The sequence below is a fragment of the Streptomyces sp. H27-D2 genome (assembly GCF_035828615.1).
Taxonomy (GTDB): domain Bacteria; phylum Actinomycetota; class Actinomycetes; order Streptomycetales; family Streptomycetaceae; genus Streptomyces.
The window spans coordinates 1-21,499 of sequence record NZ_JAYMZR010000026.1 but is presented as its reverse complement, the minus strand read 5'-3'; the positions used below and the strand labels follow the sequence as shown (position 1 = coordinate 21,499).

General features: G+C 73.5%; 16 protein-coding genes and 2 pseudogenes. 3 read left to right on the top strand and 15 right to left on the bottom strand.

All coding sequences use genetic code 11. From position 1 onward, the window contains the following. Positions 1 to 11: 11 nt before the first annotated feature. Entirely contained in the window at positions 12 to 830 is an 819-nt protein-coding gene (gene lipB / locus QMK28_RS12940) for a lipoyl(octanoyl) transferase LipB (RefSeq protein ID WP_326437268.1), read from the bottom strand. Positions 831 to 1,101: 271 nt separating this feature from the next. Here lipB and QMK28_RS12935 point away from each other — a divergent pair, with 271 nt between their 5' ends. Next, the gene (locus QMK28_RS12935; protein WP_326437266.1) at positions 1,102 to 2,649 is read left to right on the top strand and encodes a regulator; all 1,548 of its coding nucleotides are present in this window, start codon (positions 1,102 to 1,104) and stop codon (positions 2,647 to 2,649) included. A gap of 297 nt (positions 2,650 to 2,946) precedes the next feature. Here the strand turns inward: QMK28_RS12935 and QMK28_RS12930 are convergent, their stop codons facing one another. The 4 genes from QMK28_RS12930 to QMK28_RS34255 all read right to left on the bottom strand — a co-directional run bounded on the left by QMK28_RS12930 (position 2,947) and on the right by QMK28_RS34255 (position 6,897). Further along, a complete protein-coding gene (locus tag QMK28_RS12930; RefSeq protein ID WP_326437264.1) occupies positions 2,947 to 4,302 on the bottom strand; it encodes an NAD(P)/FAD-dependent oxidoreductase in 1,356 nt (451 codons plus the stop codon). A gap of 286 nt (positions 4,303 to 4,588) precedes the next feature. Beyond that, complete coding sequence (locus QMK28_RS12925) at positions 4,589 to 5,479, bottom strand: TIGR01777 family oxidoreductase (protein WP_326437262.1); 891 nt, start codon at positions 5,477 to 5,479, stop codon at positions 4,589 to 4,591. A 135-nt stretch (positions 5,480 to 5,614) separates the two neighbouring features. Continuing rightward, entirely contained in the window at positions 5,615 to 6,133 is a 519-nt protein-coding gene (locus QMK28_RS12920) for a DUF4240 domain-containing protein (protein WP_326437346.1), read from the bottom strand. Between the two features lie 155 nt (positions 6,134 to 6,288). After that, on the bottom strand, positions 6,289 to 6,897 hold the full coding sequence (locus QMK28_RS34255) for a hypothetical protein (RefSeq protein ID WP_443050715.1): 609 nt from the start codon (positions 6,895 to 6,897) through the stop codon (positions 6,289 to 6,291). Between QMK28_RS34255 and QMK28_RS12910 the strand changes: the two are divergent. Further along, positions 6,890 to 7,615, top strand: a pseudogene (locus QMK28_RS12910) (SDR family oxidoreductase); the annotation flags it as partial. The gene QMK28_RS34255 and the pseudogene QMK28_RS12910 overlap by 8 nt on opposite strands. A 103-nt stretch (positions 7,616 to 7,718) precedes the next feature. Here the strand turns inward: QMK28_RS12910 and QMK28_RS12905 are convergent. From QMK28_RS12905 to QMK28_RS12860, 10 genes and pseudogenes are all read right to left on the bottom strand, one after another. Next, positions 7,719 to 8,771, bottom strand: coding sequence for a helix-turn-helix transcriptional regulator (locus QMK28_RS12905; RefSeq protein WP_326437260.1), 1,053 nt, complete (start codon positions 8,769 to 8,771; stop codon positions 7,719 to 7,721). A 7-nt stretch (positions 8,772 to 8,778) separates the two neighbouring features. Continuing rightward, positions 8,779 to 9,402 carry a GntR family transcriptional regulator gene (locus QMK28_RS12900; protein WP_326437258.1) on the bottom strand — a complete coding sequence of 208 codons (624 nt, stop codon included), beginning with the start codon at positions 9,400 to 9,402 and terminating at the stop codon, positions 8,779 to 8,781. A gap of 181 nt (positions 9,403 to 9,583) precedes the next feature. After that, positions 9,584 to 11,371 (bottom strand): 2-oxoglutarate dehydrogenase, E2 component, dihydrolipoamide succinyltransferase, encoded by a 1,788-nt coding sequence (sucB, locus tag QMK28_RS12895; RefSeq protein WP_326437256.1) that lies wholly within the window; start codon positions 11,369 to 11,371, stop codon positions 9,584 to 9,586. Between the two features lie 74 nt (positions 11,372 to 11,445). After that, positions 11,446 to 12,834 (bottom strand): dihydrolipoyl dehydrogenase, encoded by a 1,389-nt coding sequence (lpdA, locus tag QMK28_RS12890; protein WP_326437254.1) that lies wholly within the window; start codon positions 12,832 to 12,834, stop codon positions 11,446 to 11,448. Between the two features lie 376 nt (positions 12,835 to 13,210). Then, the gene (locus tag QMK28_RS12885) at positions 13,211 to 14,794 is read right to left on the bottom strand and encodes a leucyl aminopeptidase (RefSeq protein ID WP_326437252.1); all 1,584 of its coding nucleotides are present in this window, start codon (positions 14,792 to 14,794) and stop codon (positions 13,211 to 13,213) included. A gap of 233 nt (positions 14,795 to 15,027) precedes the next feature. Next, the gene (locus QMK28_RS12880; protein WP_326437250.1) at positions 15,028 to 15,864 is read right to left on the bottom strand and encodes an adenosylcobinamide-GDP ribazoletransferase; all 837 of its coding nucleotides are present in this window, start codon (positions 15,862 to 15,864) and stop codon (positions 15,028 to 15,030) included. After that, a complete protein-coding gene (locus tag QMK28_RS12875; protein WP_326437248.1) occupies positions 15,848 to 16,645 on the bottom strand; it encodes a hypothetical protein in 798 nt (265 codons plus the stop codon). Before QMK28_RS12875 ends, QMK28_RS12880 begins: the two co-directional genes overlap by 17 nt. Further along, a pseudogene (locus QMK28_RS12870) lies at positions 16,642 to 18,407 on the bottom strand (phosphatidylglycerol lysyltransferase domain-containing protein). Before QMK28_RS12870 ends, QMK28_RS12875 begins: the two are co-directional and overlap by 4 nt. A gap of 45 nt (positions 18,408 to 18,452) precedes the next feature. Continuing rightward, positions 18,453 to 19,499: a nicotinate-nucleotide--dimethylbenzimidazole phosphoribosyltransferase gene (cobT, locus tag QMK28_RS12865; RefSeq protein ID WP_326437246.1), complete on the bottom strand. Its 1,047-nt coding sequence runs from the start codon at positions 19,497 to 19,499 to the stop codon at positions 18,453 to 18,455. Between the two features lie 166 nt (positions 19,500 to 19,665). Then, on the bottom strand, positions 19,666 to 21,090 hold the full coding sequence (locus tag QMK28_RS12860) for a bifunctional adenosylcobinamide kinase/adenosylcobinamide-phosphate guanylyltransferase (RefSeq protein ID WP_326437244.1): 1,425 nt from the start codon (positions 21,088 to 21,090) through the stop codon (positions 19,666 to 19,668). 107 nt (positions 21,091 to 21,197) lie between these two features. On the opposite strand from QMK28_RS12860, the gene QMK28_RS12855 reads away from it, so the two are divergent. Next, a complete protein-coding gene (locus QMK28_RS12855; RefSeq protein ID WP_326437243.1) occupies positions 21,198 to 21,407 on the top strand; it encodes a hypothetical protein in 210 nt (69 codons plus the stop codon). The last annotated feature ends 92 nt before the right edge of the window (positions 21,408 to 21,499 follow it).

Below are 21,499 nucleotides of genomic sequence, written 5' to 3'. Positions count from 1 at the left end.
CGGTCGGCCGTTCAGACGGCCCGCGGCAGTGGCTCCGCGGCGGTCAGTATGTCGTGCAGATGACGCTCGGCCACCGGCAGTACGTCGGCGACGGAGACGTCGCGGCCCAGCTCGTTGGAGAGCGAGGTGACGCCCGCGTCGCGGATGCCGCAGGGCACGATCCGGTCGAACGAGGTGTTGTCCGGATCGCAGTTCAACGAGAAGCCGTGCATCGTGACGCCCTTGGCGACCCGGATGCCGATCGCGGCCAGCTTGCGGTCCTCGCGGCGCTGTCCGGCGTTGGACGGCGCGTACTCCGGCCCGTTCAGCCGGGCGTCGAACAGCTCGTCGCCGAGCCGGGGGTCGAAGTCGAGCGCCAGGCCGCCGGGCGACGGCCGCTCCTCGACCGGGTCGCCGAGCACCCAGACGCCGCTGCGGCCCTCGATCCTGGTGGTCTCCAGGCCCAGCTCGCCGCAGCTGCGGATCAGGGCCTCCTCCAGACGGCGGACGTGCGCCACCACGTCCACCGGGCGCGGCAGCTTCATGATCGGGTAGCCGACGAGCTGGCCGGGACCGTGCCAGGTGATCTTTCCACCCCGGTCCACGTCCACGACGGGAGTGCCGTCCAGGGGGCGCTCAATGTCCGCCGTGCGCCGTCCCGCGGTGTAGACCGCCTGGTGCTCCAGCAGCAGACAGGTGTCCGGGATCTCGTCCGCGAACCGGGCGGCGTGCACCCTGCGCTGCTCCTGCCACGCCTCCTGGTACTCGACGGCGTCGGACCCGAAACCCAGATGGACAAAGCGCAGCTTTTCCGGGGATTCGGAGGTCTCCCCCCGAGGGTTCGCGGCCACGGCAGCTCCTCTTCGAACTTTCATCTGCATCAATCGCGCCTTGCCACTGTACGGCCGGGACGCGGGTGGCTCGCAGGGGGCCGCCGGGCGGACACATTCGGTCTGTATAGGGCAGCTCCTCACACGATCGGATGAATGAGGGGCGATCGTGACGAGCCGGGCTGTAGACCCCGTTACATTCACGCCGTTCCACGAGGGCGAACAGGAAGCCGGACCGGGTCAGACGAGCCCGTGGCGAGCAACGCCCGGAAGGCAGGAGACCGGATAGCTGATGACGGAACGACCCCCGCAGCGCACCCCTAATCGCCAGCTCGCCAGTTTGATCGGCGAAGCAGGCTTCTCGAACGCCGGACTTGCCAGGCGGATCGATCAACTCGGCCTCGAACACGGCCTCGACCTGCGCTACGACAAGACTTCGGTGACCCGATGGCTACGCGGCCAGCAGCCACGCGGCACCACACCGGCGCTGATCGCCGAAGTCTTCACCCGGCGGCTCGGACGCCGGCTCTCCGCCCAGGACCTCGGGCTCGACGCCTGCGCGCCGGTGTACGCCGGGCTGGAGTTCGCCGGCACCCCCGCCGAAGCGGTCGACATCGTGAGCGGGCTGTGGCGCAAGGACTCGGGCAGCCAGGCCGAGCTGCGCAAGATCGCCTTCACCCCCGCCGGTCTGGTGGTTCCCAGCCGTGACTGGCTCATCGGCCGGCCCGACGACCGCGTCGGCAGGGGCGAGCCCCCCACCCAGCACGCAGCCGCCCGGGGCGACGGCCCCACGGCCAACGGCTCTCCTGGCAACAGCTCCGCGGGCGGCGGCCCAGCGGGCAGCGGCGCCGCGGAGAACGGCGCGGCCAGAGTCCCCCCGCAAGGCAGGGGGGCACCGCCCAGAGCGCGCACCGAGCGCACCGACCGGACTCCGGGCGGCAGAGTATCGACGGGCGACATCGCGGCGCTGCGCTCGGTCGGCGAACTCTTCCGGACGCTCGACCACGCGTACGGCGGCGGCCACGCCCGGCAGGCCCTGGTGCGCTATCTCGAACACGAAGCGGAGCCCATGCTGCGCGGCGTCTACAACGAGGCCACCGGACGACGGCTGTTCGCCGCGGTGGCCGACCTCACCCGGCTGGCCGGGTGGACCTCGTACGACATCGCGGCCCACGGCCTCGCGCAGCGCTACTTCGTCCAGGCGCTGCGGCTCTCCCAGGCCGCCGCGGACCGTACGTACGGCAGCTACGTCCTGGTGACCATGAGCCGGCAGGCCGTGTACCTGAGCCACGGGCGGGAGGCCGTGCAGCTCGCACGGGTCGCGCAACAGGGCGTGGGCAGCGGCGCGCCCCCGGTCGTCCAGGCGCTGCTGCACGCGGTGGAGGCGCGCGGGCACGGCGCACTCAGCGAGGTGCGCGCCTGCACGGCCTCGCTCGCGCGGGCGGAGCGGGCGCTCGAAACGGCGCGCCCCGGCGACGACGTGCCCTACTGGGCGCGGTTGTTCGACGAGGCGCAGCTCGCCGACGAGTTCGCGCACTGCCATCGCGACCTCCAGCAGTACCGCGCGGCGGCGCAGCACGCGGAGCGGTCGTTGCAGCTGCGCGGGACGGCGTACGCCCGCAGCCGGGTGTTCTGCCGACTGGTGCTGGCCTCGGCCCGGTTGGGGCTGGGGGAGCTGGAACAGGCGTGCGCGCAGGGCGCGGAGGCGGCGCAGCAGGCGTCGGAGATGCGGTCGGTGCGGGCGCTGGAGTACGTCCGCGACTTCGAGCGCCGGTTGGAGCCGTACCGGGACGCGGCGGCGGTACGGGGTTACCGGGAGCGGGTGGCCGCGATGGGGTGAGCGGGACGGGATGACGCGGTGACGCGGTGGCGTGATCGCTGGGAGCGGATGATCCTTCCGGGGCGGGCGGAGCCGGCCCGGCGGGCCGGTGGCCCGAGTGAGCAGGGCGGGCCGGTGGCGCCGGCCTGCCCCGGAGGGTGACCCCTCGGTAGGCGCGTCTCGGAATGAGCGGTTCGCGGGCAGTCGTTTGGAGGTAGTCGCTGGGAGGCGGCAACTGCGGGGGCTGCTGCCCGGGACCGCAGCCCGGGGCGGCAGCCCAGGGACGGTAGCCCGGGACCGCAGCCAGCCGCCGGCCGCTCAGGCCGCAGCCGAAAGCGGGCCCGTCTCGTCCCGCGGCCCCAGGCCGAAATCGTGCAGGACGGACTGGGCCGCGCGGCGGCCGGAGGACAGGGCGCCCTGGGCCGTGCTGGTGTCGCGGTGGTCGCCGCACACGAAGAGCCCCGACAGCAGCCGGACCGGCCGCTGGGGATCGTGCGGTGCGGGCATCGCGGGGACGGCGTCCGGGTCGTGGTGGACGCGGAGGAGTTCCCAGTCCTCCGCCGAGGTGCCGTAGAGCTCGCCGAGTTGGCCGCGCGCCGCCTTGTCGAGTGCGTCGAACGGTTCGCACGCGGCCGGGCCCAGCACGGTCGAGGTGATGAGCACCCGGCCGGGCGGCGACCGGGTGGGATCGACCTCGCTGATGACGGCCGTGTGCGAGACGGGCCCGCGCCGGTCCGCGTCCAGTACGAGCACGGGCTCGGCCAGCGGGGTCGCGTCGGCGGTGTGGTGCAGCACGGTCACCGGGTGGAAGACCGGCAGCCGCAGCCCCGGCAGCAGCTCGGCCGCGGTGCGCGCGCCGGTCGCCACCAGGACCGCTCGGCAGCGCAGCTCGCCGTGCTCGGCGGTCGCCACGGAGGTGGTGGCGGCGGACACCGCGCGCACGCCGGTGCGTACGGTGCCGGGCGGCAGCGCCGCCGCGAGCAGTTCGGGCAGGGCCGAGGCGCCGCCCGCGGGCAGGCACAGCCGGCCCCGCGCGAAGGAGCGCAGCGCGAGGTCCGCGCAGCGGCTGGACGTGGTCAGCCGGGGGTCGCAGAGCAGCGCGACGAGCAGCGGACGCAGCAGGCCGTGCAGCGCGCGGTTCGGCAGGCCGCGGGCGGACAGGGCGTGCGCCGCCGTCAGTTCGGGGCGCGCCAGCAGCTGGTCCGTCGGCAGGTCCGCGAGCCGGTGCAGATGGCCGGAGAGCCGGGCTTGGTCGAGCGCGCCGACCAGGGGCGTGCGAGTAGCGCTCGCAAGAGCGCGCGCTGCGGTGAGCGCGCCCCTGGTGCTCCGGGCGCGCCGGTTGCCGCGCGCGCTCCGGGGCTCGCCGCAGCGGTGATCGCGCTCGCCGCCGCGCAGCAGGACCTCCGGAGCGAAGGGGAGCAGGGTCAGCCCACCGGGCTCGGTGAGGCGGCGCAGCTCGGGAAAGGAGGAGTTGAGCAGTTGCCCGCTGCGGTCGAGCCGGAAGCCGTCGACCAGGTCGGTGGTCATCCGGCCGCCGACGCGAGGGGCGGCCTCCAGGACGCTGACGCTCAGTCCCGCGCTGGTCAGCCGGTGTGCCGCTGCCAATCCGGCGAGTCCTGCGCCTACGACCACGACGTCTGCGTGGCCTGCGGTGTGGCGTGCGTTACTGAGCACGTGCCCCTCCCCGAGGTCTGGGGTTTCCCTGCCGGCAGCCGGGGAGTCCACCGCTGGGCCGTTCCGGCGGATACTCCCGGCTCCCCGGCTGATGCCCACAACGGGCTCTGGGGATGCCGGAGTTCGGGACGACGGTAGGGCGAATTCCGGTCGGAGACAGTCGCGCATCGACCGGGCACGGTCGCACAGCGGTCGCACACCGATCGCGCGGCGGTCGGATTCGCTCCCGCCGCATTCCCGCGCAGACGCGAGCCCAACCGCAAGCGCCCGCCCGGTCGCCCGCGGTTCAGCGCAGCGCCGCCCGCAGCGTCGCGTCGATGCCGGGGAAGGCGAACGAGAAGCCGGAGTCCAGCAGCCGCCGCGGCAGCACCCGCTGGCCGGTGAGCACGTCCTGGGAGAACTCGCCGAGCGCGATCCGCAGCGCGGGGGCCGGGGCGGTGAAGAGCGTCGGCCGCTTCAGCACGCGTCCCATGGCGGCCGTCACCTCGCGGTTGGTGAGCGGCTCCGGCGCGGTGAGATTGACCGGTCCCGACAATCCCTCGGTGTCGATGATGTGCCGCATCGCGGCGACCTCGTCGTGCAGCGAGATGAAGCTCCAGTACTGCCGCCCGTCGCCCAGCCGCCCGCCGAGGCCGAGTCTGAAGAGCGGGAAGAGCTTCGCCCACGCGCCGCCGTGGCGGGACACCACCAGCCCGGTGCGGGCGAACGCGGTGCGCACGCCCGCCTCCTCGGCGGCTCCCGCGGCCTCCTCCCACTCCAGGCAGAGCTTCGCGAGGAAGCCGCTGCCGGGGGGCGCGGACTCGTCGATCTCGCGCTCCCCGGTGTCGCCGTACACGCCGACCGCGCTGCCGCTCAGCAGCACGCGGGGAGGTGTGTCGAGCGAGGCGACGGCCTCGGCGATGGCGGCGGTGCCGAGCACCCGGCTGTCCCGCAGCTCCCGCTTGTACGCGTCGGTCCAGCGCCGGTCGCCGAGCCCCGCTCCGGCGAGATGGACGACCGCCTCGCAGCCCTTGAGGCCGGCGGTGTCGACATATTGCCGTTGCGGATCCCAGGCGACCTCGTCCTCGCCCTGCGCCGTCCGGCGCACCAGGCGGACCACCCGGTGGCCGTCCGCGCGCAGGGAACGTACGAGTGCCGAGCCAATGAGGCCGGTTGAACCGGTGACCGCGATCCGCATGGGGTCATCCTGCCCCCGATCACGGCGGGGATGTCGTAGGGCGGCGGTTCGGCGAGGCTGACGGGGCACGAGGCCCTGTTGGGGCGGCGCAACCTCGCACCGTGGACCGGCGCGCGAGAGCGCTCCGCCCGCCGCTCACGGCTTGAAGCGGCTCCAGAGTTTGGGGAATCGTTCCGCCAGAGCCGTCTCGTCCTCGAAGTCGACCGGGGTGCCGACCGGCTCGCGGGGCTGCGGCGGCAGTCCCAGCTCCGGCGTCTGGGCGCCCGTCAGCTGCTCGTACGCCTCGTCCGCCGCGTAGCCGAGCTCCTCCGCGTCGCCGTCGAGCTCCTCGTCGAAGTCGTCGAGCAGCTCCGCCAGCTGATCCGGATCGTGCAGCGCGCCCTCGAAGATCTCGCGGCCCTGGCCGATGAGCCAGCAGCGGAAGTAGTCGAAGGCGTCGTCGCTCGCCCCGTCCAGCAGCACCCAGGCCGCGCCCCACAGGTCCCAGTCGTAGGCGCGGTTGAAGCGGGCCTCGAAGTGCCGGGAGAAGTCCAGCACGGAGTCGGGGTCGAACTGGAGCAGTCGCTCGACCACCAGGTCGGCCTGGTCCTCGGGGTCGCCCTCCGCCGTTTCGCGGGAGGTGTCCACGATCTGCCAGAACTCCGTCTCATCCATCACGGGTCAAGCATCGGGGTTGCGCCCCGCTGCCGCACGCGGAGTCGCTCATCTGCGGCTGTGTCGTTACCGACCATGCTCGGGAGAGTGAGTTCGCGCACTGTGTGACCGTCGCACGATTCACTCGTTCGACGGGGAGTACGTCCCGACAGCACTCACCCACTCCTGAGGGGCCGGACCCCACGATGCCGATGGACGACCGACCGCCGCCCGCCGGAATCCGCCGAACCGACAGCATCGACGTCGCGCAGGCGGAGGCCGCGCTCGTCGAGCACTACCCGCATCTCGTCCGGCTCGCGTACCTCACGCTGCCGCCCTCGCTGGGCCGCCATCAGCGGGTCCTCGCCGCGCACGCCGCCGTCCAGCGGGCGCTGCCCCGCGTACGCGGCGGTGGCGCCGCGCCCCTCCTGCCCTCGCCGCGCACCGGCGAGCCCGACCGGGGCTACGCGTGCGTACGGCTGCGGTTGCTGCGGATCGTGCTGCGCCGCGAGCGGCGGCCCGGCTGGTGGCCCGCGCGGCTGCCCGGCCCCGGAGCGCTGCGCCCGACGCTGCCCGCCGTCTGGGGGCTGCGGATGTTCCCGCGCTCGGGCGGGGCCGACGAACTCGCGCTGGACCACATGCTCTCCAGGATGGGCGCGGGTGCGCGCGCCGTGTTCGCGCTGCGCGCGCTGGAGAGGCTGGACGACCGGGATCTGCGCCGGCTCCTCACCGCCGCCGGGGTCGAGGACCCGTCGGCCGCGCTGCGCGAAGCGGGACGGCGGCACCGGCATCGCGGTGCCGACCGACCACCTCGAACAGGACCAGGTGCGGGCGCTGGTCGAACGCGTCGACCGGGACCACGGGCGGCTGGACATCCTGGTCAACGACATCTGGGGCGGCGAGCACCTGCTCGAATTCGGCCAGAACTGCAGGGTGTGGGAGTACGACCTGGACAAGGGCCTGCGGATGCTGGAGCTCGGGGTGAAGACCCACGTCATCACCAGCCACTTCGCGCTGCCGCTGCTGATCCGCAACAGCGGCGGGCTGGTGGTCGAGGTGACGGACGGCACCGCGGAGTTCAACCGGCGCTACCGGGAGAACCTCTACTACGACCTCACGAAGAACGCCCCTGTCCGGATGGCGTTCGGCCTCGGCGAGGAGCTCAAGGAGCTCGGCTGCACGGCGGTCTGCATCACCCCCGGCTTCCTGCGCTCGGAGCAGATGCTCGACACCTTCGGCGTCACCGAGGAGAACTGGCGGGACGCCGTGAGCAAGGTCAAGCCCTTCGCCATCGCCGAGTCGCCGGTCTGCATCGGCCGGGCCGTGGCGTCACTGGCGGCCGACCCGGAGAAGGCGCGCTGGAACGGGCAGTCGCTGTCCAGCGCGCAGCTCGCCAAGGAGTACGGCTTCACCGACACCGACGGCACGCAGCCGGACGCCTGGAGCTACATCACGGAGGTCGAGTTCGGCGGCAAGGACGCGGACGACAGCGCGTACCGGTGAGCGGTGGGCGGGTGAGGGAGCACGGGGGAGGACAGGGCGGGAGCACAGGGGCGGGGAGCACAGGCGGGTGCCGGGTGCCGGGTGCCGGTGGCGCGCCCGGCGTTCACTCCCGGTCGTCGCCCCCGCCACTGCCGCCCCCGCCACTACGGTCCCGTCCGCCGCCCGCGTCACCGGCAGCCCCGCCGGCAGCGTCCCGCCCGTACAGCCCCGCCGACCGGCCCGCGGCCTCGGCGAAGCGGGCGCGCAGCGCGGGCGGGGCCAGCAGCTCGGCCTCCGGGCCGAGGGCGATCAGCTGGGTGTAGGCGACCTCGGCCGACTCGACGCGCAGGGTCACGGTGACCCGGCCGTCCGGGTCGCTCTCGCCGGCCGCGAGCGCCTCCCGGGCGGCCGTGGGGTCGGTGGCTCGCGGCAGCTGTCGCACTCCGTCCGGGGAGAGCCGGACGACGACCTCGTCGTGCAGGATCGAGCGCAGGAAGTCGGCCGCCCGCTCGTCCCAGAAGGCGGACAGGTCGAAGTCCTCGTCACGCGCGAACTGCTCGGGCGCGGCCGAGACGCTCGCGAACCGGTCCACCCGGTAGACCCGGAAGCCGCCCCGGACGCGGGCCGCGAGATACCAGACGCCGGCCTTCAGGACCAGGCCGTAGGGCTCCAGCTCCCGTTCCGCCTCGGTGTCCTGCTTGCGGTACCGGACGCTGAGGCACCGGTCGTCCCAGACCGCCTCGGCGATCGTCGGCAGCAGCGCGGGGGGCTTCGGCACCTGGTACCAGCCAGGGGCGTCCAGGTGGAAGCGCTGGGCCGCGCTCGCCGGCGCGTCGCTCAGCTCGGGCAGCAGCGCCGCCGAGACCTTCAGCCGGGCCGCCGACCCCGCGTCGGCCAGGCCCATCTCGCGCAGCGCCGAGGGCACGCCGGACAGGAACAGCGCCGCCGCCTCGGTGCGGCCCAGGCCGGTGAGCCGGGTCCGGTAGCCGCCGATCAGCCGGTAGCCGCCGGTCCTGCCGCGGTCCGCGTAGACCGGGATGCCGGCCTCGGACAGCGCGACCACGTCCCGCGCGATCGTCCGCTCGGACACCTCCAGCCGCTCGGCCAGCTCGGACCCCGTCATGGACTGCCGGGACTGGAGCAGCAGGACCAACTGGATCAAGCGGGCGGCGCGCATGGGGCCATCATGCCCGTGGCGAGCAGCTGAGTACGTGCGCCTTGAGCAGCTCGCCGACCCGCGGGTCGGCCTCGCGGAACGCCTCGATGACCGCCGCGTGCTCGTCGGCGTAGGCGTACTGCTGGGTGTTCAGCCAGCGGATGGACAGCGCGGTCCACACCTCGATGCCCAGCGACTCCCAGGTGTGCAGCAGCACGCTGTTGTCGGCGGCCCTGACGATCTCCCGGTGGAAGGCGACCGTATGCCGCACCTGCGCCTCCGCGTCGGCCGCCCGGTCCGCGACCCGCAGCGCCGCCACCTCGCGCTCCAGCGCGCTGACGTCCTGAGCCAGCCGGGGGGCCGCCAGCTCGGCGGCGACCTGCTCCAGGCCCGCCCGCACCGGGTAGCTCTCCTCCAGGTCGGCGGTGGTCAGATTACGGACCCGTACGCCCTTGTTCGGGGCCGACTCGATCAGCCGCAGGGTCTCCAGCTCGCGCAGCGCCTCCCGTACGGGGGCCTGGCTGACCTCCATCTCGGCCGCGATCCGCCGCTCGACGATCCGCTCGCCCGGCTTCCATCGGCCGTTGACGATGCCTTCGACGATCTGCTCGCGGATCTGTTCGCGCAACGAGCGGACGACGGGCGGGGGCATGGAGCGCTCCTTCGGACGGGGGTCACTGTCATTATCGCCGCAATGGCCGACGGACAACGGGCAGCCGACGCACAACGGGCAAGGGACGGCCCCGGCTCGACACGCTGAGCCGGGGCCGTCCCCTCAGGCGCTGTGGCCTACCGGCGCCTTGGTGGTGCTGTGTATCCGTCGTGCTCGGGTGTCAGAGGCCGAGGTCGGCTTCGAACTCGCCGGCTTCGAGCCGGGTCTTGATGGTGCCCAGGAAGCGGGCGGCGTCCGCGCCGTCCACGATCCGGTGGTCGTACGACAGGGCCAGGTAGACCATGTCGCGCACGGCGATGGTGTTGCCGAGCTCCGGGTGCGCGATGACGACGGGGCGCTTGACGGTGGCCCCGATGCCCAGCATGCCGACCTGCGGCTGGTTGAGGATCGGAGTGTCGAAGAGCGCGCCGCGCGAGCCGGTGTTGGTGACGGTGAAAGTGCCGCCGGCCAGCTCGTCGGGCTTGATGCCGCCGTTGCGGACCCGGTTGGCGAGGTCGGCGGTCTTCTTCGAGAGACCGGCGATGTTGAGGTCGCCCGCTCCGTGGATGACCGGGACGAACAGGCCCTTTTCGGTGTCCACCGCGATGCCGACGTTCTCGACGTCGTGGTACGTGATGGTGTCGTCGTCGTTGACCTTGGCGTTCAGGACCGGGTGGACCTTGAGCGCCTCGGCCGCGGCCTGGACGAAGAACGGCATCGGGGAGAGCTTGACGCCTTCACGGGCCAGGAAGCTGTCCTTGGCCTTGGCGCGCAGCCGCATGACCCGGGTGACGTCCACCTCGATCACGGTGGTGAGCTGGGCGGAGACGTGAAGGGATTCGAGCATGTGCTTGGCCGTGGCCTTGCGGATGCGCGTCATCTTCACGGTCTGGCCGCGCAGCGGAGAGGGCGCTGCCGGAGCTGCCTTGGCGGCTACCGGGGCGGCAGCCTTGGCTGCCTGCGCCTTCTTGGCCTCCTCGGCGGCGGTGATCACGTCCTGCTTGCGGATGCGACCGCCGACGCCACTGCCCTTGAGAGCGGTGAGGTCGACGGCGTTCTCGGAGGCGAGCTTGCGCACCAGCGGGGTGACGTACGCGCCGTCGCCCTCACCGGTGGCCGCGGCCTGCGGGGCGGCGGCCGGAGCCGGCGCCTGCGCGGGTGCGGCCGGAGCCGGGGTGCTGACCTGCGGCGCCGGGGCCGCGGGGGCCTGCGGAGCCGCGGCGGCCGGCGCCGGGGCCTGCTGCGCCGGTGCCGGTGCGGCAGCGGGAGCCGGGGTGGGCTCGGGCTGGGCGGCCGGCGCCGGTGCGGCGGGGGCCGGGGCAGCGGCCGGAGCCGCGCCGGCCGCGCCGATGACGGCGAGCTTCGCGCCGACCTCGGCGGTCTCGTCCTCGGCGATCAGGATCTCGAGCAGGGTGCCCGAGGCCGGCGCCGGAATCTCTGTGTCCACCTTGTCGGTGGACACCTCCAGCAGCGGCTCGTCAGCGTCGACCGAGTCGCCGACGGCCTTGAGCCAACGGGTCACGGTGCCCTCGGTCACGGACTCACCGAGCGCGGGCAGCAGCACCGGGGTGCCCTCGGCCGCGCCGGAGGGCGCTGCCGCGGGCTCGGCGGCCGGAGCCTGTGCTGCCGGGGCCGGGGCCGGAGCCTCGGCGGCGGGTGCCGCGGCGGGCTCGGGCTGGGCGGCGGGAGCCTCGGCGGCGGCCGGGGCGGGGGCCTCGGCCGGCGGGCCGCTGCCGTCATCGATGACGGCCAGCTCCGCGCCGACCTCGACCGTCTCGTCCTCGGCCACCTTGATGGAGGCCAGGACGCCGGCGGCCGGTGCGGGAATCTCGGTGTCGACCTTGTCGGTCGAGACCTCGAGCAGCGGCTCGTCGAGCTCTACGCGTTCACCCTCGGCCTTCAGCCAACGGGTGACAGTGCCTTCGGTCACGCTCTCGCCGAGCGCCGGCAGGGTTACGGAAACCGCCATGTCTTCGGTTTCTCCTATCGAACAGTGCGGATGGGGGGCCCAGCTTCTGGCGTGGCGTTGAACCGCAGCCCAGGTCAGTCGTGGGAGTGCAAGGGCTTTCCGGCCAGCGCCAGGTGGGCCTCGCCGAGCGCTTCGTTCTGCGTCGGGTGCGCGTGGATGAGCTGGGCGACCTCTGCGGGCAGGGCTTCCCAGTTGTAGATCAGCTGTGCTTCGCCGACCTGCTCACTCATGCGGTCACCGACCATGTGGATGCCGACGACGGCGCCGTCCTTGACCTGGACGAGCTTGATCTCGCCGGTGGTCTTCAGGATTCGGCTCTTGCCGTTGCCGCCGAGGGACTGCTTGAGGGTGACGACCTTGTCCGCGCCGTACAGCTCCTTGGCCTTGGCCTCGGTGATGCCGACCGAGGCGACCTCGGGGTGGCAGTACGTCACGCGCGGCACGCCGTCGTAGTCGATCGGCACGGTCTTGAGACCGGCCAGCCGCTCCGCCACCAGGATGCCCTCGGCGAAGCCGACGTGGGCGAGCTGGAGGGTCGGTACGAGGTCGCCGACGGCCGAGATGGTCTCGACGTTGGTCCGCATGTACTCGTCGACGAGGACGTAACCGCGGTCCATCGCGACTCCGGCCTCCTCGTAGCCGAGGCCCTGCGAGACCGGACCGCGGCCGACGGCGACGAGCAGCAGCTCGGCCTCGAAGGTCTTGCCGTTCTCCAGCGAGACCTTCACCCCGTCGGCGGTGTGCTCGACGCCCGCGAAACGGGAGCCGAGGGCGAAGGTGATGCCGCGCTTGCGGAAGGCGCGTTCGAGCAGCTTGGAGCTGTTCTCGTCCTCCAGCGCGAGCAGGTGCGGCAGCGCCTCGACGATGGTCACGTCAGCGCCGAAGGACTTCCACGCGGAGGCGAACTCGACGCCGATGACGCCGCCGCCGAGCACGATCGCGGACTTCGGCACGCGGTCCAGGACCAGCGCGTGGTCCGAGGAGATGACGCGGTTGCCGTCGATCTCCAGACCGGGGAGGGACTTGGGGGTGGAGCCGGTGCCGAGCAGGATGTGCCGGCCCTGGTAGCGCTGGCCGTTCACATCGACCGAGGTCGGGGAGGAGAGCTTGCCCTCGCCCTCCACATAGGTGACCTTGCGGCTGGCGATCAGACCCTGCAGGCCCTTGTACAGGCCGGAGATCACGCCGTCCTTGTACTTGTGCACAGCTTCCATGTCGATGCCCTCGAAAGTGGCCTTGACACCGAAATCTGAGCTTTCGCGCGCTTGGTCGGCGATCTCGCCCGCGTGCAGCAGAGCCTTCGTGGGGATGCAGCCGTTGTGCAGGCAGGTGCCGCCGACCTTGCCCTTTTCGATCAGGGCGACGTCCAGGCCCAGCTGGGCCCCGCGCAGAGCGGCGGCGTAACCGCCACTACCGCCGCCGAGGATCACTAGGTCGAAAACGGTGCTGGCGTCGTTCGCCACGTCACGTCCTCCATGCATGGGTACGCCGGAGCCGGTCTTCCGCGACCGGGCGGCGGCTATTGTTCGGCCGCTGTATTCATCGGCCCTTGGTATGACTCTTTTGTGTGAGCCGGGGCCCTGTCCTGCCGAGACAACATCTTCGCACTTGTTGCCGGATGGCGGGACGCCGGGCTGTGGTGTGAGACGTCCGGACGGCCGTCCCAGCGGGTTACCGCCGGGTACAGCTGTACGGATTTCGTTGAGGGCGAACGCCCGCGCCACCCGCACGGCCCCGGCGCGGCGCGCCCGCGTACGGGCCGCGCCACGCACGCGTACTGCCCCGGGCGCTTCGGCCGGGGCCGCACGGAGGCGGTACGGGCGATGCTGCTCGGCCGGTTCAGCCGAGGTCGCCCGAAGCGGTCCGCTCGGCCAGCCGGACCAGGGTGCGGACGGCCGAGCCGGTGCCGCCCTTGGGGGTGTAGCCGAACGGCGCGCCCTCGTGGAAGGCCGGGCCCGCGATGTCCAGGTGTGCCCAGGTGATGCCCTCGCCGACGAACTCCTGCAGGAAGAGTCCGGCGACCAGGCCGCCGCCCATCCGCTCGCCCATGTTGGACAGGTCCGCGACCTGCGAGTCCATCGCCTTGAGCAGCTCGGGCGGCATCGGCATCGGCCAGGACTGCTCGCCGACCTCCTCCGAGATCTCGTGGATCGCGGTGCGGAAGGCGTCGTCGTTCGCCATGATGCCGAAGGTCCGGTTGCCCAGGGCGAGAACCATCGCGCCGGTCAGCGTCGCCACGTCCACGATCGCGTCCGGCTTGTCCTCCGAGGCGCGGGTGATCGCGTCGGCCAGCACGAGGCGGCCCTCGGCGTCGGTGTTGAGCACCTCGACCGTCTTGCCGCTGTACATCCGCAGCACGTCGCCGGGGCGGGTCGCGCCGCCGGACGGCATGTTCTCGGCGAGCGCGAGCCAGCCGGTGACGTTGACCTGGAGGCCGAGCTTCGCGGCCGAGACGACCGCGGCGAACACCGCGGCCGCGCCGCTCATGTCGCACTTCATCGTCTCGTTGTGGCCGGCCGGCTTGAGCGAGATGCCGCCGGAGTCGTACGTGATGCCCTTGCCGACGAAGGCCAGCGACTGCCGGGCCTTGGGGTGCGTGTAGGAGAGCTTCACCAGCCGGGGCGGGGCGTCCGCGCCCTGGCCGACGCCCATGATGCCGCCGAAGCCGCCCTTGAGCAGCGCCTTCTCGTCCAGCACCTCGACCTTGAGGCCGTGCTCCTTGGCCGCGGCCTGGACCTCCGTCGCGAAGGACTTCGGGTTCAGCTCGTTGGGCGGCATGTTGATCAGGTCGCGGGCGCGGTTGAGCTCGGCGGCGACGGCGACGGCGCGGTCGGTCGCGGCCTTGTACGCCTTGTCGCGGGGCTTGCCGCCGAGCAGGGCGACCTCGCCGAGCGGCTCTTTCCCGGAGTCCTTGGAGTCGGCGCCGTTCCTGGCGGCCTTGGCTCCCTTGCCGGCCTTGTCGGCCGTCTTGTCGGCGGGGGCGCCGGCCGCGCCCCGCGGCACGTAGACGTACGCGCCGAGCAGCGCGCCCTCGGCCACCGCGCCGGCGTCGGCGGCGTCCTCGACCGGCAGCGCGAACGCGGCTTTCTTGGTCCCGGACAGCGTGCGGGCGGCCACACCGGCGGCGCGCCGCAGCGCCTCGCCGTCGTAGCGGTCACCGTTGTCCGGGACGCCGCCGAGTCCGACCGCCAGCACCACCGGGGACTTGAGGCCGGAGGGCGCGGGCAGCTTGGTCGCCTCGCCCTCGGCGCCGGAAGCGCCCAGGATCTCCAGGACGGCCGCGAGCTTGCCGTCGAACGCCTTGTCGACCGTCTCCGAACCGGGGGCGAGGACGAGGCCCTTGGGTCCCTTGGCCACGCCGATGACGACGGCGTCCGCACGCAGCGTCGCCGCAGAAGAAGTGCTGAGAGTCAGAGCAGTCACGGTGGTGAAGTCTCTCTTCCGTTGAGTTGTGGCCGATGGGTGGCTCGGCCGGGGCCGTGGGGATCGTATGCGCCGGGCCCGGATCGGCCGGACCCGGACCGGCCCTGGCCGTTGCGGGCGATTGCGAGCCTAACGCTCTGTGAGGGCGGACGCGGAGCGGCCTTCGGGCACAGGCCGTTCGGCGGCGCTCCACGAGCCGTTCGTCGCTCGTTCGCGGGACGTTCGGGCCCTGGTCAGCCGAGGGCCAGCGTGACCAGCGCGGCCGTCGCGGCCGTTTCGGCGAGCGCGCCGAAGACGTCACCGGTGACCCCGCCGAAGCGCTTGCGGCAGTGCCGCAGCAGCAGTTCGGCGACGCCCAGCGCGGCCAGCGCGGCGAGCCCGGCGTGCAGCGCGCCGTACGGGCCCAGCAGCGCGCCCGAGGCGGCCCCGGCGGCTACCGCCAGCGCCGCCGCGATCAGCGCGGACCGTACGGTGAGCACCTCCGCGACGGCCGCGCCCAGGCCCTCGGGACGGGCGGCCGGGACGCCGGCGCGGGACGCGAGGGTCAGCGCGCCGCGCGAGAGCGTGACGGCGAGTGCGATGGCGAGCGCGCCGCGGGCCCAACTCTGCTCGTACAGCTCGTACATGACCGCGACCTGGGCGAAGAGCACGAAGAACAGGGTGAGCACGCCGAACGGGCCGATGTCCGACTGCTTCATGACGCGCAGCGCCTCCGGCGCGGGTTTGGCGCTGCCCAGGCCGTCGGCGGTGTCGGCGAGCCCGTCGAGGTGCAGGCCGCGGGTGAGCGCGGCGGGCACCGCGACGGTGGCGACCGCGGCGAGCAGCGGGCCGCCGCCGCAGAGCAGCAGCGCCCCGCCGACGGCGGCGGCGAACAGCCCGATGACGAGCCCCGCGACGGGGGCGCACAGCATCCCGACGCGCGCCGCCTGCCGGTCCCAGCGCGCCACCCGCACCGGCAGCGCGGTGAGCGTGCCGAAGGCGAAGCGCAGGCCGTCGAGGAGGGGAGCGCGCGGGGGCTCGGCGCCGGGAGGCGGCGCGGGGGGTATCGGGGGCTCAGTCGTCGGGGGCATCGCGCTGCAGATTACCGCGCGTCCCGCGGGCTGCGTCCGCTGCTCCGGCGGCTGCGCGGTCGGCGGCTGTGCGGTCGGCGGCTGTGCGGTCGGCGGTGCCGCCGAGGCGGACCGCGCCCGTCCCGCTGATCGTGCCGGCCGCGCAGAGCAGCAGCACCGCCGTGATGGCCGCGAGGTGCTCCTTGCCCGCCAGATTGGGTTTGGCGATCACCTCGGCCGCCATCAGCAGCACGACGAACGCCGCCGTGAACCGGGCGCGGTAGCGCCAGCACACGTAGACCGCGAGCCCGACGACCGCCGCCGAAGGGCCGGTGTCGACCACCGAGGCGTCCTGCGCGGGCAGCCCGAACGGCCCGCCGGGGCCCACGGCGACGCCGAGCCTGGCGAACATGGTCCCGGCGAGGGTGGCGACGTACGCGATCAGCAGCGTATGCCGGCGGCCGAGGCAGATCTCGCTGACCCCGAAGACGATCAGGATCTGCGCCAGCGCGCCCCAGACCGGCAGGTCCAGCGCGGGCACGAAGATCGACAGCGGGGTGCGCAGCAGCGCCTCCCACCACGGCTGCGACGCCTGCACCGCGCCGATCCGCTGTACGGCCTCGTAGCCCCAGGACTGGTTCTGGACGATCTGGAACAGCCCGGTCAGGCAGACCGCGCCGAGCGTCATCGGGATCGCGGCGGCCTTCCTGGCGGCCAGGGCGTTCCACACGGTCCCCAGGAGCGGCCCCCACTCGGCGCGCGCGGCGCGGCACAGCGCCGGGGCGCGCGCCGGCAGGGTCATCGCTTGGTCCCGAGGCGTTGGCGGTGCATCCACTTCGGCAGCCCCGGCGCTTCCAGGAAGCCCTCCGCGCGCGCCGCCGCGATGCCGATGCGCAGCAGTTCGCTGCTCTTGCCGAAGAGCAGGAAGCGCGGCTCCCAGATGGGCCGGTACTTCGCGTTGGCGCGGTAGAGCGACTCGATCTGCCACCAGCGGGAGAAGAAGGTGAGCAGCGAGCGCCAGAGCCGCAGCACCGGGCCCGCGCCCAGCTTCGCGCCGCGCTCGAAGACCGAGCGGAACATCGCGAAGTTCAGCGAGACGTGCTCGACGCCGACTTCCGGCGCGCGCTGGATGAGTTCGATCACCATGAACTCCATCAGGCCGTTCTCGGAGTCCCGGTCACGCCGCATCAGGTCGAGCGAGAGGCCTTTGGGCCCCCAGGGGACGAAGCTCAGCACGGCGCGCAACGCGCCCTCGCCGTCGGTGCATTCGAGCATCACGCAGCGCCCGTCGCCCGGGTCGCCGAGCCGCCCCAGCGCCATCGAGAAGCCGCGTTCGGTCGCGCCGTCGCGCCAGTCGTCGGCGCGCTGGAGGAGCGCGGTCAGCTCGTCCTCGGGGATGTCCTCGTGACGGCGGATGCGGACGGTGTAGCCGGCCCGCGCGACCCGGTTGTACGCCTGGCGCACGCTCCGCATCGCGCGCCCGTCGAGGGTGAACTCGTCGATCTCCACGATCGCCTCGTCGCCGAGTTCGAGGGCGTCGAGGCCGTGCCGGGCGTAGATGTTGCCGGCCTCCTCGCTCGCGCCCATCACGGCGGGGGTCCAGCCGTGCTCCCGCGCCTGGGCGAGCCAGCGCTCGATCGCGCCGGGCCACGCCTCGGGGTCGCCGATCGGGTCGCCGGAGGCCAGCGAGACCCCGCCGACCACGCGGTAGACGACGCCGGCCTTGCCGCTCGGCTACTAGACGACGCTCTTGTCGGGCGCAGCGCGAAGTAGCCGAGCGAGTCGCGCTCGCCGTGCCGCTCCAGCAGCCCGCGCAGCCGCTCCTCGTCCTGAGGGGAGATCGGGTCGATGATGCGCCGGGAGCGGAAGGCCGCGTAGAACACGAGCAGCAGCAGGATCGTGCTCATGACGTTGATGGAGACGTTGACCCAGCCGGGGGTGGTGACGCCCGCGAAACGGCTGTCGTCGGCGGCGAGCGAGACGAGCCGCATCAGGCCGTAGCGCCAGCGGTCGAGGAAGGAGGAGCGGTAGTCGTCGTGCGCGGTGTTGGTGACCGTCACGAGCAGCGCCGCGATCAGCGAGGTGACCAGCAGGCCGCCGATCGCGACGACCGCGGCGAGCTTGGGGTTGGAGCGGTCGCCCTTGGCCGCGAACTCGCGGCGGCCCACGATCAGCGCGGCGAGGAAGGCCGCCGTCAGCACGAGCGAGACCCAGTTCATGACGTGCCGGTTGAACTCGGAGTAGAACATCGCGAGGGCGAAGACGGCCAGGAACAGCCCGGCCAGCACGACGTTGATGATCCAGGCCGCGCGCTTGCCCCGGCGCATGGTGATCGCCAGGAACAGTGAGAACGCGCCGGAGGCGAAGCCCGCGGTCAGCAGGTAGGGGGTGAAGAACTCCTCGACGTTGTGCCGTCGGATGTCATTGCCGAAGGACACCCAGAACGCGCTGAGGAAATTGACGGACGTCACAGCGCGCAGGTACCAGACGACGCCTGCCGCCGCGCGCCGCGGCCACACGGCCTTGCGACCGCCCTCGATCGATGACACCCGGGCTTCTCCCATAAATATTGATCATATGGGGCGAAGCGCGGCGATTTGTCCTTGAGGTCAGTCGCGTTCCGGCAGCTCCGCCGACAGGGCGGCGGCCGCTCGCACCAAAGGCAGTGCGAGCAGTGCCCCGGCGCCCTCACCCACAGTGACGCCGTGATCGAGCAAGGGGTTGAGCGCCATCCGGTCCAGCGCCTTCGCCTGGCCCGGCTCGCCGCTCGCCTGCCCGGCCAGCCACCAGTCCGGCGCGCGGAAGGCGACCCGCTGCGCGACCAGCGCGCAGGCCGCCGAGACGACGCCGTCCAGGATGACCGGGGTGCGGCGCACGGCGCTCTGCAGCAGGAAGCCGGTGATCGCGGTGAGGTCCGCTCCGCCGCACGCGGCCAGCAGTTCGAGCTGGTCGCCCAGGACCGGCCGGGCCCGCCGCAGCCCGTCCCGGATCGCCGCGCACTTGCGCATCCAGGCGAGGTCGTCGATGCCCGCGCCGCCACGCCCTGTGACGACGGACGCGTCGGTGCCGCACAGCGCGGCGATCAGGGTGCCTGCGGCGGTGGTGCCGCCGACGCTGAGGTCCCCGAGCACCACCAGGTCGGTGCCCGCGTCGGCCTCCTCGTCGGCCACCGCCATCCCGGCGCGGAAGGCCGCCTCGGCCTCCTCCGGGGTCAGCGTGTCCTCGATGTCCAGCCGGCCCGAGCCGCGCCGCACCCGGTGCCGTACGACGTCGTCGGGGAGGTCGGCCGGGTCGCAGTCCACGGACATGTCGACGACGCGCAGCCGCGCGTCGAAGCGCCGGGCCAGAATCGCGACGGCGCTCTCCCCGTCCAGCACGGCGCGCACCAACTCCCGCGCGCCCCCCGCAGGGCGGCCCGAGACGCCCAGCTCCGCGACACCGTGATCGCCCGCGAACAGCACCACGCGGGCTCGTTCGATCGGCTTGACCGGCACCTGCGCCTGCGCGGAGGCCAGCCACTCAGCCAGCTCGTCGAGCCGCCCCAGCGCCCCGACGGGCACCGCGAGGCGCTCCCGCCGCTCCTCGGCGTCGCGCCGCACGCCGCCGTGCGGGCGCTCGATCAGGGTGGAGAAGTCATCGAGATTCAGCGAGCTCATTCGCCGAACAGTACCGGCAGAGCGCGGAGCCGCCACGGGGGACGTCGGCGGGCGGGCGGGCTGTCGGCCGCGCACAGCCCCGCGCGTCGCAGCTCAGTCACAGCCCCGCGCGCCGCAACTCAGCTGAAGCGCCGCACCCCCGCACCCCCGCACCCCCGCACCCCGCTCACGCGTTGCCACCCCGCAGCGGCACCGCCTGCCCCGCCACCACCAGCAGGACCTGCTCGCACTCGGCCGCGAACGCCGCGTTGAGCCGGCCCAGCTCGTCGCGGAAGCGGCGGCCCGACGCCGTGGCCGGGACGACGCCGGAGCCGACCTCGTTGCTGACGGCGACCAGCGTGCGCCGGGTGGCCCGTACGGCTGCCACCAGCTGGTCCACCCGCTCGCGCAGCCGCCGCTCGCCGCCGTTCGACCACGTCGCGTCGTCCCACGCGCCGACCGCGTCCATCGCGTCCGTGAGCCACAGCGCCAGGCAGTCGATGAGCAGCGGAGCGTCGTCCCGGGTCAGCTCGGCGCTCAGTTCGGCCCGCTGCTCGGCGGCCCTGCGGGCCTCATAGCCCTCGTAGCCGCCGTCGGAACGGCCCCCGTCGGACCAGCCCTCGTCGGACCGCTCGGCCGTGCCGCCGCCGACGCGCCGCGCCGCGCCCGGCCCGTCCTGCGGGTGCCGGCGGCCGGGCAGCTGTTTCTCGGTGGAGCCCTTCGCCGTGAGCAGCGGGACCAGGTCGCAGGTCTCGGTCGTCCGCCAGGAGCCCGGCCGTCGTTCGCGGTGTACGGAGACCCGGGCGGCCCATTCGGGGTCGCCCTCCCGGGTGCCGCCGGTGGCGACGTAGAGCACCTCGGGGAAGGTCGCGAGCCGCCGCTCGGCCTCCAGGGACTTGCCGGACCGGGCGCCGCCGAGCACCAGCGTGCGGCGCGGCAGGTCGGGCACCGCGTGGTACTCGCCGACCAGCAGCGTCGTCCCGTCGGGCACCGCCCGCGCGCCCCCGACGGCCAGCCTGCGGTGCAGCTCGGGGCCGGGCGGCACGTCGTGGTCGAGGTGGACGGCGAGCACGTCCGTGGCCGCGTCCACCGCGCCGACCTCGCGCAGCAGGGCCAGCGCGTCGGGCCGGCCGGGCACGTCGAGCAGCACCATGTCGTACGGGCCGCCCTCGCGCGGCGGCGATCCGGCCCGCAGCCCGGCGGGCGCGCAGCCGGGCGGCAGGTAGAGCAGCCGCTCGCCCTGCGGCCCGGTGACCTCGTAGCCGGTGCCGGGGGCGTCCACCGAGACCGCCCGCACCCGGTGGCCGCTGAGCAGCGCCAGCTCCCGGCCGTCGGGCACCCGCCCCGGCGCGGGCAGCCCGGCGGGGAACTCGACGGCGGGCCCGTCGTGCGGGTGCGACAGCAGCAGCGCTCGCACGCCGCTGATCGACCGGCCGGCGCGGGCCGCCGCGAAGGCGGGGCCGGGGGTGAGGTCGAGGAGCAGCAGGCCGTCGACGAGCAGCGAGGTCGCGCCGCGCGCTTCGGCGCCGACGGCGGTCGCGCAGGCCGCGCACGGGCAGCTGGGCCGGGGCAGCCCGCTGGGGGCCGCGGTACCGAGAAGAGTCAGTTCCACGACCCGATGGTCTCGCGTTCGGGCGGCGGCGGCGCGCCGGGCCACCTTGTCACCGGCCGTTAGGCTGCCTGCAGCATTAGTCGGTCGGCGGGACTCAGGAGGCGGACATGGCGTGGACGTGGCGGATCGAGAAGGCCGATGGCACCGAAACGGCTCCCTCGGTGGAGCCGGAGGAGTTCACCACCCAGGGGGACGCGGAGTCCTGGCTCGGTGAGGTGTGGAAGGACCTGCTGGAGGGCGGCGCGGAGCAGGTCGTCCTGTTCGAGGACGGCGCCAAGATCTACGGCCCGATGAGCATGCGGGCCGACGAGGGCTGACCGGCCCCCGGGGCAGCGGCGGCAGGGGTGTCGGCAGCGGGGACGGGCGCCGCGGGCGACCGTGACCGCGACCGCCGCGGACGGCCCCGTCA